Source organism: Ruegeria sp. AH3 (genome assembly GCF_056536265.1).
Genome location: NZ_JBQFJL010000001.1, coordinates 2786261 through 2799308 on the forward strand (window position 1 = coordinate 2786261; position 13048 = coordinate 2799308).

Genomic DNA, 13048 nt, shown 5'->3' on the forward strand with positions numbered 1-13048 from the left:
TCTACCGATACCGAAGAGCTGCCTCGGGATCAGTCTGTGCCAGAGCGCCCTTTGTAGAGATAAAGATTATCGGGCTTGGTCGCAGCGTCTTCGCTATATCCCAGTGCCGTTCTGGGGTCGGATGCGGCAACACCGGCAGCGTCGCCTTTTTGCGGAATGCGCAGCGGGCCCAACGTGTGCAGATAGGCATCCGCCCCACTGGTGCGATCATAGACCGGGAAATCCGCCTCGCGGTCACGGAAGCTTTTGAGAACCTGACCCAGGCCTTTCAGCCCGACCTCGCGCTGGCGGCGAACCTGGTCCAGATCGATCTCAATCGGGAAGATATCTTCTTGCCCCGCGGACTGGTGCAGAACGGTGGCCGACGGGTCGACGACCAGTGAACGGCCAACGCCACCAGCGGCCAGACCGTTCACGTCAAACACGTAGCATTGGAACTGCGCCGCGGTGGCCTTGGCGATCGACAGCTCAGCTTCACGATCGGTGGTGCCGGTCAGAACCGGGTGCAGCAGCACCTCGACCCCTTGGCTGGTCAGATGGCGGGTGGTTTCGGGGAACCAGATATCATAGCAGATCGAAAGGCCAAACCGGCCCACATCCGGCACGTCAAAGATGCAGAAATCAGTGCCCGATGCGATGTTCTGTTCATATGGCTTGAATGGGAACATCTTGGAGTATTTCGAGACGATCTCACCATCCGGGTTGATCACAACCGAGGTGTTGAAAACCCGCCCATCCTCGCGCTTTTCAAACATCGAGCCGGGGATCAGCCAAATGCCATAACGCCGCGCCGCATCCTGAAACCGCGACAAGTCATCATTGGGAAAGGGCTGGGCAAAACGGTCAAGCGGGCCATAGGGGGCCAGCTCGCTGAACAAGGCCATCTGGGTCCAGGGGAACCGCGCCATCATCACATCAATCCGATGCAACATCGCCTCGACATTCGAGTGCAACGCACCGACATGCATCTGGATTCCGGTTATCGCAAAAGGGGTCATTTTTCGTTTCTTCTCATTTTCTTGCCGATTGCGACCGCCGCTGTGACCAGGCGTTCTTCATCGGAACATAAAACCGTATGTTAGCGCAAGCCCACTATCCGCAGGCAGTTGATCTATCCGGCCTCTTCCTCGGTAAGCTCTTCGCCGAGCGTTTCTACAAAGTCGATATCGTTGCGCACCCAGAAGAACCGGAAGCCGCAGCTGCGCAGCCATTTTTCCAACCGGTCCAGGCTTGACCATTCCCGCCGCAGCCCGCGCGTGGATTCAACCAGCGCCCATTGGCCGTCGACCAGAAAATAGACTGTCCAGGTATTGGGATGCGCCGACTGGTTGGCAAAGCCGCCGCTGACCACCTCTCGGGCGGTGCGTACGGCGACCGGATAATCTCCGATCCGGTTCTCGGCGGCGAGGATGGCCAGATCGTTCTGGCGGATCGTGAAAGTGGGAAGGGGTGCGTCGTTCATGATTAGCCTGTTAAAGAACACACCCATTCCGGTACCTCACGACCCTTCGGTTGTTCAACCTCTGTCAGGATCACGCGGCCTCGGTCTGCTCTGCTGTCTCGACGGATTCGACCACGGCCTCGGCATCCTGATCCTGAATGGCGCGGAACAACGCTTTGCGGCGCTCACTGATATCCTCGGATTTCAGGTTCTCGATCCGTGTCGCCAGTGTCCAGATATGACCGAACGGATCCGCAACGGTGGCGCAGCGCTCGCCCCAATAGGTGTCGTTTGCGTCTGCGATCAGCGTCGCGCCATTTTCCAGGGCGGTCGTCAGCGTGGCGTCAGCATCTTCGACATACATATGATGGCCAACCGGAATAACGGTGCCGGGTACAGACGGAACATGCGCGCCCCAGCCAGCGGTGACGAACAGCATCGAGTTGCCGATCTTGATGGCTGCAAAGCCGGGGGCCTCTTCCGCGTCATAGGCCTGAATCTTGGCGTCAAAGGCATTTTCATAGAACTGCAGCGCTGCGGGAACGTCCGAGACGGCAAGCGATGCGGTGCAGGTGCGATAGCCGCGGGGCAGGGTAGCAGGCTTCTTTTTCATATCCGAAATCTCCGAATAGGGCGGGGGTCGCCCGTTGGAATATGCAGGAAAATCCCACACTATGCATCATACTGTGGATCAACTCGACGAATATTGCAACACTATGATGCATAGTGCTGAGATTCCTGCATCGGCGGTCAAAATGTCGGCGGGGTGCAGGCGCTGATGATCCGGCATTTTTCAGGCCCCACCTGCCGGAACCGATGCGGCGCGCGGCTGTCGAAGTAGTAAGCATCACCAGGCCCCAGCACCTTGCGTTGATCGCCCACAGTGACCTCGACCCGGCCCGAGATCACCACGCCGCCCTCTTCCGCCTCATGCCCGTACATTACGCGGCCCGTGTCAGCGCCCAGATCATAGGTTTCCTGCAGGATCATCATTGCGCGGCCATGCAGGTTCGAGCCCACCTGCCGCAGCGACAACCCGCCCTTGCCGATCTCGGTCAGTTCTTCAGCGGCATAGAACACGGTCTGTTCGGGCTCGATCTCAAACGAGAAAAAGTCGGACATGCCGATAGGAATACCCTGCAATATCCGGCGCAACGCACCAACAGAGGGGTTCATCTTACCAGACTCGATCAAAGAGATGGTGGAGTTCGGTACATCCGACTTTTTAGCCAGCGCCCGCTGTGACAGGCCGGCCCGTTCACGCAGGGTGCGCAGGCGCAAGCCGAGGGTCAGATCATCTTGATTGGCGTTCTTCATGTTCACTATCCGCATCACTTGAGGGGTGCCGGGACCGTAAATCAAGGACTTATGATTCACAAGAAACAGGCTTTCGCTCGGGGCTGTGGGCTCTACAGTCACGCGGTCAGATTTACGGGCGCGCGCGCCCGATAACCCGAAAGGACGCAAGATGCTGAATGCTCAGATTGCTGAACGCCGCAACACCTCGATCGCGCAGGGCGTGGGAATGCAGACGCAGGTCTATGTGGACCGTGCCGTGAACTCCGAGGTCTGGGATGTCGAAGGCAAGCGCTATATCGATTTCGCAGCAGGCATCGCCGTTGTGAATACCGGGCATTGCCACCCCAAGGTGATGGAGGCGGTGCAGAAACAGGCCTCGAACTTCACCCATACCTGCCATCAGGTTCTGCCCTATGAAACCTATATCCGTCTGGCCGAGCGCCTGAACGAGAAGGTTCCGGGCGATTTCAACAAGAAGACCGTCTTTGTCACCACCGGTGCCGAAGCAGTCGAGAACGCCGTCAAGATCGCCCGTGCCGCCACCGGCCGCCCCGCTGTGATCGCCTTCGGTGGTGGTTTCCATGGACGGACCTTCATGGGCATGTCCCTGACCGGCAAGGTGCAGCCCTACAAGGCCGGTTTCGGTGCAATGATGCCTGACACCTATCACGTCCCTTTCCCGGTTGAGCTGCACGGCACCTCGGTCGAGGATTCGCTGGGCGCTTTGACCAAGCTGTTCAAGGCCGATCTCGATCCGGGCCGCGTTGCCGCGATCATCATCGAGCCGGTTCAGGGCGAAGGTGGCTTCTACCCTGCCCCTGCCGAGCTTATGCGTGGCCTGCGCACCTTGTGTGATGAACACGGCATCGTGCTGATCGCCGATGAAGTTCAGACCGGCTTTGCCCGCACCGGTAACCTGTTTGCGATGGACGCCTATGATGTGTCCGCAGACATCACCACCATGGCCAAAGGTCTGGCCGGTGGCCTGCCTCTGGCCGCTGTCACCGGCCGTGCCGAGCTGATGGATGCCGCAAACCCCGGTGGTCTGGGTGGCACCTATGGCGGCAACCCGTTGGGAATCGCCGCTGCCCATGCGGTAATGGATGTAATCGAGGAAGAAGACCTATGCGCCCGCGCCAATGAGTTGGGTTCACGCCTGAAACAGCGTCTGGAATCCATCCGCGCCCGCACGCCCGAAATCGTCGACATTCGCGGCCCGGGCTTCATGGTCGCGGCCGAGTTCAACACCTCCGATGGCAGCGCCCCGAACCCCGACATGGCGAACGCCGTGCGCGCCGAAGCGCTCAAGCGCGGATTGATCCTGCTGACATGTGGCGTATATGGGAACGTAATTCGTTTCCTCGCACCGCTGACGGTGCAGGACGAGATCTTCGCCGAGGCCATGGATATCCTCGAAGCCTCGGTCGACGCTGTCAAAGGAGCCTGAACATGCTGGATACCAAAGTGACCAAGCTGGAACTGAAAGATCCCAGCCTTCTGGAAACCCGTGCCTATATCAACGGCGCATGGGTTGAGGGTGAGGCGACTTTCCCAGTTCACAACCCGGCCACAGGCGATCTGATCGCCAATGTGACCGATGTCAGCATCGAAGGCACCGCGCAGACCATCGATGCCGCTTATGCCGCGAAGAAGGACTGGGCCGCTCAGACAGGCAAGGAACGCGCTGCGATCCTGCGCAAGTGGTTCGATCTGATGGTCGAAAACGCCGACGATCTAGCCACGATCCTGACCGCCGAGATGGGCAAACCCTGGCCTGAAGCGCGCGGAGAGATTCTCTATGGCGCATCCTTCATCGAGTGGTTCTCGGAAGAGGCCAAACGCGTTTATGGCGACGTCATCCCCGGCCATCAGCGCGACAAGCGCATCGTGGTGCTGAAACAGCCTGTGGGCGTCGTGGGCTCGATCACACCGTGGAACTTCCCCAATGCAATGATCGCCCGCAAGGTTGGCCCGGCGCTGGCCGTGGGTTGTACCTTCGTGGCACGTCCCGCAACTCTGACGCCGCTCTCGGCGCTGGCGATGGCGGTATTGGGCGAACGTGCCGGTATTCCGGCGGGCGTCTTCAACGTGATCCCGGGCACCGACAGCTCGGGCGTGGGCAATGAGCTGTGCACCAACGACAAGGTTGCCAAGATCACCTTCACCGGCTCGACCCGGGTGGGCCAGATCCTGATGCGTCAGGCTGCGGGCACGATCAAGAAGATGTCGCTTGAGCTGGGCGGCAACGCACCCTTCATCGTCTTCGACGACGCCGATGTGGATGCCGCCGTTGACGGCGCGATGATCGCCAAGTTCCGCAACAACGGTCAGACCTGCGTCTGCGCCAACCGCATCTATGTGCAGGCGGGCGTCTATGACGAGTTTGCTGCCAAACTGGCCGAAAAAACCAAGGCGCTGAATGTAGGTGACGGCTTTGGCGATGGCATCACGACAGGCCCGTTGATCAACGACGCGGCGGTTGCCAAGGTCGAAGAACATATATCGGACGCGGTCTCCAAAGGCGCGACTGTCACTCTGGGCGGCAAACGCTCGGATCTGGGCGGGACCTTCTTTGAACCCACCGTTCTGACTGGCGTGACCCGAGACATGGTGGTGGCGAAGGATGAAACCTTTGGCCCCGTCGCGCCTCTGTTCAAATTCGAAGAAGAAGACGACGTGGTTGCCATGGCGAATGACAGCGAGTTCGGTCTGGCCTCGTATTTCTACAGCCGCGATTTGGCCCGCGTCTGGCGCGTGGCCGAAGCGTTGGAATCGGGCATGGTGGGCATTAACACCGGACTGATCTCGACCGAGGTCGCCCCATTTGGCGGCGTCAAGCAATCGGGCCTTGGCCGTGAGGGTTCGAAATACGGGATCGAGGATTTCCTTGAGATCAAATATCTCTGCATGGGTGAAATCCAGTAGACGCCCAATGCCTTAAAATTTCAACGCACTCGCAGCCCGCTGCGGGTGCGTTTTTCATTTCAGACCGATGCGTGTCCGCGCAGTCGAAACACCAAGGGCATCATCAGCAGAACCAGCGCTGCCGAAAAGAAAAATGGCGCGCCGGGCATGTAGGTCCCGTTACTATCGACCGAGGCCTGAAAGAGGCCGGTCATGGCCAGGGGTGCCAAGACCGCTGCCACTGAAGACAGCGACGCAATCACCCCCTGCACAACACCCTGCCGGTCTTCGTCGGCCTGATTTGAGGCCATCGCCGTGATCAGTGCAGGCACCAGATCAGACAACGCAGCCAGCAAAATAAAGATGACAAGTGCTGTCACCGTTGCCGTAAACCCAAAACCGATCATTCCGATCAGCGCTGATGTCATTCCCAAGAGGAGGGTTCGGTAGTCGCCAATCCACCGGATGAAAAGCGGCATCAGACCTGCCTGCACGAAGGCCAGCAGTACGCCATAGGCCGCCAGAGACAAACCGATATAGAGCGTGGACCAGCCAAAGACTTCACGAATCCAAAAGGCCCAGAGCGTGGGGTAAACCATGTTGGCGAATTCGAAAATGAATATGCACAACAACGGAACGGCCAGCCCCGGAAAACGAAAGGCATCGAAGATCGATTTGAACGGGTTCAGGTCGCGTTTGCCAAAAGGTCGGCGTTTCTCGGGTGTTAGGCTTTCGGGAAGGACAAACACGCCGAACAGTGCGTTCGCCGCCGATAAGACAGCGGCAATCCAGAAAGGTGCGGTGATGCTAATCTCGGCGGCAATACCGCCGATGGCGGGCCCAAGAACAAAGCCGATCCCGAACGCAGCCCCGATAAGGCCGAAATTCGCGGCCTTCTCGGTCGGCGCGGATATATCTGCAATATAAGCTGTTGCGGTAATATAAGTCGCCCCAGCCAACCCCGCGAGCGTACGCCCAAGCAGCAGCAGCCAGAACGTGCCTGCCAGAGCCATGATCACGTAATCAAGCGCCAGCATGACCAGTGCCGCAATCAGGATCGGCCTGCGGCCAACGGCGTCCGAGATACTACCGACAACAGGTCCACACAGAAACAACGCCCCGGCATAAGCAGCCATCAACAAGCCGCCCCAGAAGGCCCCCTGCCCGGTATCGCCCGCGCCCACGCGATCCATCAGGTCAGGCATGATGGGGAACACGATGCCAATGCCAATGGCATCGATCATCAACGTGATCAGAATGAAGGTTATGGCGCGGCTTTTGAACATACCGCCCTATCGGACGAGTGCGCCGGCAAAGCAAGAGAAAAGGGCCGCGCAGAGCACCTCGCGAATGCTCTGTGGCAACCCTTTGCCGTCTTGAGCTACTGACCCAATGCCACACCTTCGCGACGCGGATCGGCAGCGCCGATCAGTTGGCCATCCTTGATCAGGATTGCGTGCAGCCCGCTATTGAGGTCAACCTGTTTCACTTCATGCCCCTTGCCGGTCAACGCATCTGCGAATTCAGCAGCGGATGTTCCCTGCTCCAGATCCATGGATGACCCGTTACGATGGACGAAGTGCCCTGTTTCGATGGCGTCCTGCGGGTCCATGTCCCAATCAAGGATCGCGATGATGGTCTTGGCCACATAATTGATGATGCGGCTGCCTCCGGGTGAGCCGATCAGCAAATAGGGCTCACCCTCTTTCATCACGATGGTTGGCGACATCGAGCTGCGCGGACGCTTGCCCCCTTCGACCCGGTTGGCCACCAGCCGGTCACCATCCATGGGTGCGCGATCAAAGTCGGTCAGCTCATTATTCAGCAGAAAGCCCCGCACAAAGACCCGACTGCCAAAGGCGGTTTCGATCGTGGTCGTCATCGACAGCGCGTTGCCATACTGATCGCGGATCACGATGTGACTGGTGCCGGGGCGATCCGGATTCTGTGACGGTGCAAACAGAGCAGTGTGATCACGCGGTGGCTCACCCGCTTGGCGCTTCTCACCAGCCGCTGCTGGGTCGATCATTTCTGAGCGCAGCTTTAGATAATCCTTATCCAGCAGGCCCTTGACCGGTACATCGACAAAATCGCTATCGGCCATATAGAGCGCGCGGTCAGCATAGGCAAGCTTGGCCGCTTCGGCATAGAGATGCGCCATCTCTGCGTTCCAACCGGTACCATTGAGGTCAAAATTGCTCAGGATGCCCAGAATCTGCCCCACGGTCAGACCACCAGAGGTCGGCGGGCCCATACCGCAGACGTCATAGCCGCGATAATCGGCACAGACGGCGGGACGGATTTTGACCCGGTAGGCGGCCAGATCCTCAAGCGTGATGTTGTTTTCGACTTTCGAAGTCGCCGCAACCGCAGCAACCATATCCTCGGCAATCGGACCGCTGTAGAAAGCGCCCGCGCCCTGATCGGCCAGAATACGCAGGGTTTGCGCAAATTCGGGGTTCCTTAGCAACGTCCCGGCCTGCAGCGGGGTGCCATCTTCGTTGAAAAAATACGCTTTACCCGCCGGGAACACACCGACAGAACGCTCACGCTCAATGGTGCTTTGGATCGAATTTGCCATGCGGGGCGAGACCTCGAACCCCTGCTCGGCCTGATCGATGGTGGACTGAAACAGCGAGGCCCAGTCTTTCTTTCCATAAAGGTTATGGGTCACTTCCATCAGGCGCAGAATGCCCGGCACGCCGACAGATTGACCCCCTACAACAGCTTCGGGCCACGGCATCTTTTCCCCGTCCGGTAACAGAAAGCGTTCGGGCGTGGCCTTGGCGGGTGCTTTTTCACGCGCATCAAAGGTGGTCAGAGTTTTGGCTGAGGCGTCCCAATACAACATGAACGCACCGCCACCGATGCCCGAGGATTGCGGCTCCACCAGATTCAGCATCAACTGAACCGCGATCATCGCGTCCGCGGCGGTGCCTCCCGCCAACAGCACGTCATATCCGGCTTTTGCGGCAATCGGGTTTGCGGCGGAAACCATGAACTCGGTCCCGGTGACCGAGTCTTTGTCTTCCCAGCCATAGCCAAATTCTGGCGCAGGGTCTTGTGCAACAGCCATGCTGGCGACGGTGCCAAAGACCATCGCCGCTGTTGTCTTCAACAGGGTTTTCATAGCAATTCACCTTTGAAAGTTTTTTGGAAACCGAAACACTCGTTACAAAAACACTTTCAAACCGAATTGACCACTATCTGACCACATAGACGGACGCGTTTGAGTGTCGGATGACGCGGGACGCGTTTGGTCCGAGAAGGTAGTCCTTGAGGTCTGGTTTGTGCGCTCCGATGACAATGAGGTCAGAGCCTGCGCCTTCGGCAGTTTCGAGAATTTTCTGATAGGCGGTGCCAGTGGCGACCACATGGCGGATGCTGGCGTTTCGCTCCTCGCCCAGCGTGCGGGCGCAAAGCTGGATCAGCTTTTCTTGCGCCGCCTCCACCGCCTTTTCATGGAACTCGGGCTGGAAGAAGCCCGAGACCCAGCTTTCGCCAAAATCCGGCAGAACCGTCACCACATCCAGCTGCGCGCCGTCCAGATCGGCCAGCACCGCTGCCCGTTCCAGAACGCCTGCATCCAGATCGTCATTGCTGATATCCACGGCACAGAGGACAGATTTAATCATGATGTAACGACCTCTTCTTCGTTGACGCGCGCGGCGCGGCCGCGCTGGAGGAAGGCAATGAGACCCAGCAGAAGCAGCGCCGGAATGAAGATTAGCTCTTTCGGTGGCTGGCTCTGCGGGGCTTGAATACTGGTGATGCGAACAGCGTCGTCAGCATAATAGTCGAACATGTCCAGCTCATCCGCGACCGGAGTGCCAAACAGCGGCTCGTCCAGTTTGATCAGGCCGTCTTCTTCCAGCGTGATCAAACCCAGAGCGTCAACGCGCGCAGCACCATCGGCCCCTTCCGGAATGTCCAGAACCACCGTGGTTTCGGTCATATTGCCGGTGTCAAAGTCAGGACCTGCGACCTCGATCCGCATGGTGCTGCCGGGTGCAGCCTCGCCCACGGCCTGTGTCAGCTGTGCCGGTTCGATCTGCGCAAAGGGCGGTGCGATGCGGTTCATGAAGAAGTCCGGACGGAACAGCGCGAAAGCGATCAGGATCAGCGCGACGCTTTCATAGATGCGGTTCTTGGTCAGGAACCAGCCCATGGTACCGGCGGTGAAGATCAGGATCGCGATGGTCGCAGAGACGGCCACCAAGATGCCCTGCACCCAGCCCACATCGATCAGCAACAAATCGGTGTTGAAGATGAACACGAAAGGCAGGGCTACGGTGCGCAGGGAATAGAAGAAAGCCGTGAAGCCTGTCTTGATCGCGTCCCCGCCCGAAACAGCGGCAGCCGCAAAGCTCGCCAGACCCACGGGCGGTGTCACATCAGCCATGATACCGAAGTAGAACACGAACAGATGCACCGCGATCAGCGGCACGATCAGACCATCCTGCGCGCCCAGTTCGACAACCACACCCGCCATCAGTGAGCTGACGACGATATAGTTGGCCGTGGTCGGCAGACCCATCCCTAGGATCAGGCTCAGCAGCCCCACCAGCGCCAGCATGGCGATCAGGTTGCCGCCCGACAGGAACTCGACCAGATCGGCCATTACCTGGCCCACACCGGTCAGCGTCACAGTGCCCACGATCACACCCGCTGTAGCGGTCGCGAGAGCGATGCCGATCATATTGCGCGCGCCGTCAATCAACCCGTTCCACAGATCGACAACCCCATCTTTGAACGCATTCGCGGTGTCACTCTCACCCCGGAAGATGGACTTGAGTGGCTTTTGCGTCAGCAGGATCACGAACAGCAGAGAGGTTGCCCAGAAGGCGGACAGACCGGGCGATTTCTGTTCGATCATCAGGAAGTAGACCAGCACGATGATCGGCAGCAGGTAATGCAGACCGGCCTTGTAGATCTCGGCGATCACCGGCAGTTCGACCTCTTTGGCGTTGGGATCATCTGGAACCAGATCCTCGACCCCAGCAGCCAGTTTCAACAGGAACAGATAAGCCAACACGATCAGCGCCGACAGGACCAGTCCCGACGCATCAGGCATGATCGCTATGATCGCCTTGATCGGGTATTGGATGCCATAGCAGAGCCCAGCAAAGCCCACGAAGAACAGCGCCATGCCGCCAATCGTACGACCCATCGAAACAACGCGATCGCCCAGCGTCGGCATGTTCCGCTTCACCGCTTCAAGGTGCACGATATAGACCAGCGCGATGTAGGAGATTGCGGCAGGCAGGAAGGCATGGGTGATTACCTCGACATAGGAGATGCCCACATATTCCACCATCAGGAAGGCAGCAGCGCCCATCACCGGCGGCATGATCTGGCCATTCACGGATGAGGCGACCTCGACCGAGCCCGCTTGTTCGCTAGAAAAGCCCACCCGCTTCATTAGTGGGATGGTGAAAGTACCGGTTGTCACAACGTTCGCAATGGACGAGCCCGAGATCAGGCCGGTCGCAGCCGAGCCGACAACGGCGGCCTTGGCCGGGCCACCGCGCAGGTGCCCCAGCGCGCCGAAGGCCATCTTGATAAAGTAGTTGCCCGCACCCGCCTTATCCAGCAGCGCGCCGAACAGAACGAAGAGGAAGACGAATTTGGTCGACACGCCCAAAGCGATGCCAAAGACACCTTCGGAGGTGATCCACATATGGCTCATCGCCTTTTGCAGGCTGGCGCCTTTCCAGCGGATCACTTCGGGGACCCAATCGGACGAGCCGAAGAAGACGTAAGCCAGAAAGATCGTTGCGATGATTGCCATCGCGGGGCCAAGTGCGCGACGCGCGGCTTCGAACAGAAGCAGCAGACCGACAAGTGCAAACCACTTGTCCGTGTCGTCAGCAAGGCCGCCCGCATCAACGATCTTTTGGTAGAAGAAATAGCCGTACAGCGCCAGGAAGGCGCCCACGATCCCCATAATCCAGTCCTGAACAGGGATATAGTTTCGCGGGCTGGATTTAAGCGCCGGATAAGCCGCAAAGGCCAGGAACATCGCAAAGGCCAGATGAATCTGGCGCGAGTTGTTCACTACGCTGCCCGGCAGCAGGTAGTTCGACAGGGGCGAGGCCAACACGACCTGAAACACCGACCACAAGACAGCAACGATCGCCAGAAACAGCCCCACATTCCCAGCCGGATTGCGCGCACCCGCATCGGATGAGGCGACCAGATCCTGAAGCTCTTCTTCGGATAGAGGGCGATTGCCCTGTGTGTCGTCGGAACTCATGGTAAAATCTCCCCGTCCTTCGGCCTTGGTTTTTTGTGGCCGTCTTGTCACCGGTTAACCCGGATATGAATCGGGGCGCCCCGAAAGGCGCCCCGCGTCAGGTCTGGTTACTGAATCCAGCCTTTTTCTTTGTAATACTTCTCAGCACCCGGGTGCAGCGGTGCCGACAGGCCATCCGCGATCATCTCTTCAGGCTTGAGGTTGGCGAAGGCCGGGTGCAGCTTTTTAAAGTCATCGAAGTTCTCGAAGACCGAGCTGACAACCGCATAGACCGCATCATCCGACACGTCTGCCGAGGTCACGAAGGTCGCGCCCACACCAAAGGTCGATGTATCGCCGTCCGAACCACGGTACATGCCACCGGGGATGGTGGCCGTGCGGTAGAATGAATTGTCGTCAACCAGTTTGCTGACTGCATCACCGCTGACGTTCACCAGAACCGAGTCACAGGCGGTGGTCGCTTCCTGGATCGAACCGGACGGGTGACCAACGGTGTAAACCATCGCGTCGATCTGGTTGTCGCACAGAGCCGCCGACTGTTCAGCCGCTTTCAGCTCGGTCGCCAGTTCGAAATCGTCAGTTGTCCAACCCATTTCGCCCAACAGAACCTCCATGGTGCCGCGCTGACCGGAACCGGGGTTGCCGATATTGACGCGCTTGCCCTTCAGGTCTTCGAAATTCGAGATACCCGCGTCGGCACGCGCCACAACCGTAAACGGCTCTGGATGTACCGAGAACACGGCACGCAGGTTCTCAAACGGGCCGGCTTCTTCGAATTTCGAGCTGCCGTTAAATGCGTGGTACTGCCAGTCCGACTGTGCCACCCCAAACTCAAGCTCGCCTTCGCGAATGGTGTTGATGTTGTAAACCGACCCCCCAGTCGACTCCACCGAACACCGGACCCCGTGTTCTTTCCGGCCCTTGTTGACCAGACGGCAGATCGCGCCACCCGTCGGGTAATAGACACCCGTAACGCCGCCAGTTCCGATCGTGATAAACTCTTCTGCATATGCCGCTGGTGCCATCAAGGCCGCCGCGGCAAATGCGGTAATTGAGGTTTTCTTGAACACTTTGACACTCCTGTTGTCAGTCTTTTTTGATCTGTTGGGGTGCCTGAAACCTTTCAGAACACAACAGAAAAAATCGCA

Annotated in this window: 11 protein-coding genes; 2 read left to right on the forward strand and 9 right to left on the reverse strand. The window is 58.6% G+C overall.

The annotated features are described in order from the left end of the window. Positions 1-29: 29 nt before the first annotated feature. From ACR3EM_RS14010 to ACR3EM_RS14025, 4 genes are all read right to left on the reverse strand, one after another. On the reverse strand, positions 30-998 hold the full coding sequence (locus tag ACR3EM_RS14010) for a carbon-nitrogen hydrolase family protein (protein ID WP_480471262.1): 969 nt from the start codon (positions 996-998) through the stop codon (positions 30-32). 113 nt (positions 999-1111) lie between these two features. Then, positions 1112-1462, reverse strand: a complete 351-nt coding sequence (locus ACR3EM_RS14015) for a hypothetical protein (protein ID WP_480471263.1) — start codon at positions 1460-1462, stop codon at positions 1112-1114. A gap of 70 nt (positions 1463-1532) precedes the next feature. Then, a complete protein-coding gene (locus tag ACR3EM_RS14020; RefSeq protein WP_480471264.1) occupies positions 1533-2054 on the reverse strand; it encodes a VOC family protein in 522 nt (173 codons plus the stop codon). Positions 2055-2191: 137 nt separating this feature from the next. Beyond that, the gene (locus ACR3EM_RS14025) at positions 2192-2758 is read right to left on the reverse strand and encodes a cupin domain-containing protein (protein ID WP_480471265.1); all 567 of its coding nucleotides are present in this window, start codon (positions 2756-2758) and stop codon (positions 2192-2194) included. Between the two features lie 151 nt (positions 2759-2909). Between ACR3EM_RS14025 and ACR3EM_RS14030 the strand changes: the two genes are divergently transcribed. Both ACR3EM_RS14030 and ACR3EM_RS14035 read left to right on the forward strand, forming a co-directional pair. Next, the gene (locus ACR3EM_RS14030; RefSeq protein ID WP_480471266.1) at positions 2910-4187 is read left to right on the forward strand and encodes a 4-aminobutyrate--2-oxoglutarate transaminase; all 1278 of its coding nucleotides are present in this window, start codon (positions 2910-2912) and stop codon (positions 4185-4187) included. 2 nt (positions 4188-4189) lie between these two features. Continuing rightward, positions 4190-5665, forward strand: a complete 1476-nt coding sequence (locus tag ACR3EM_RS14035) for an NAD-dependent succinate-semialdehyde dehydrogenase (RefSeq protein WP_480471267.1) — start codon at positions 4190-4192, stop codon at positions 5663-5665. A gap of 59 nt (positions 5666-5724) precedes the next feature. Here ACR3EM_RS14035 and ACR3EM_RS14040 read toward each other — a convergent pair whose 3' ends face one another. From ACR3EM_RS14040 to ACR3EM_RS14060, 5 genes are all read right to left on the reverse strand, one after another. Then, positions 5725-6930 carry an MFS transporter gene (locus ACR3EM_RS14040; RefSeq protein WP_480471268.1) on the reverse strand — a complete coding sequence of 402 codons (1206 nt, stop codon included), beginning with the start codon at positions 6928-6930 and terminating at the stop codon, positions 5725-5727. Between the two features lie 95 nt (positions 6931-7025). After that, positions 7026-8774 carry a gamma-glutamyltransferase gene (gene ggt, locus ACR3EM_RS14045; RefSeq protein ID WP_480471269.1) on the reverse strand — a complete coding sequence of 583 codons (1749 nt, stop codon included), beginning with the start codon at positions 8772-8774 and terminating at the stop codon, positions 7026-7028. Between the two features lie 73 nt (positions 8775-8847). Next, positions 8848-9279 carry a universal stress protein gene (locus ACR3EM_RS14050; RefSeq protein ID WP_480471270.1) on the reverse strand — a complete coding sequence of 144 codons (432 nt, stop codon included), beginning with the start codon at positions 9277-9279 and terminating at the stop codon, positions 8848-8850. Beyond that, complete coding sequence (locus tag ACR3EM_RS14055; protein WP_480471271.1) at positions 9276-11900, reverse strand: TRAP transporter permease; 2625 nt, start codon at positions 11898-11900, stop codon at positions 9276-9278. The genes ACR3EM_RS14050 and ACR3EM_RS14055 overlap by 4 nt, the downstream gene beginning before the upstream one ends. A gap of 107 nt (positions 11901-12007) precedes the next feature. Further along, entirely contained in the window at positions 12008-12970 is a 963-nt protein-coding gene (locus ACR3EM_RS14060) for a TAXI family TRAP transporter solute-binding subunit (protein WP_480471272.1), read from the reverse strand. Between the last annotated feature and the right edge of the window lie 78 nt (positions 12971-13048).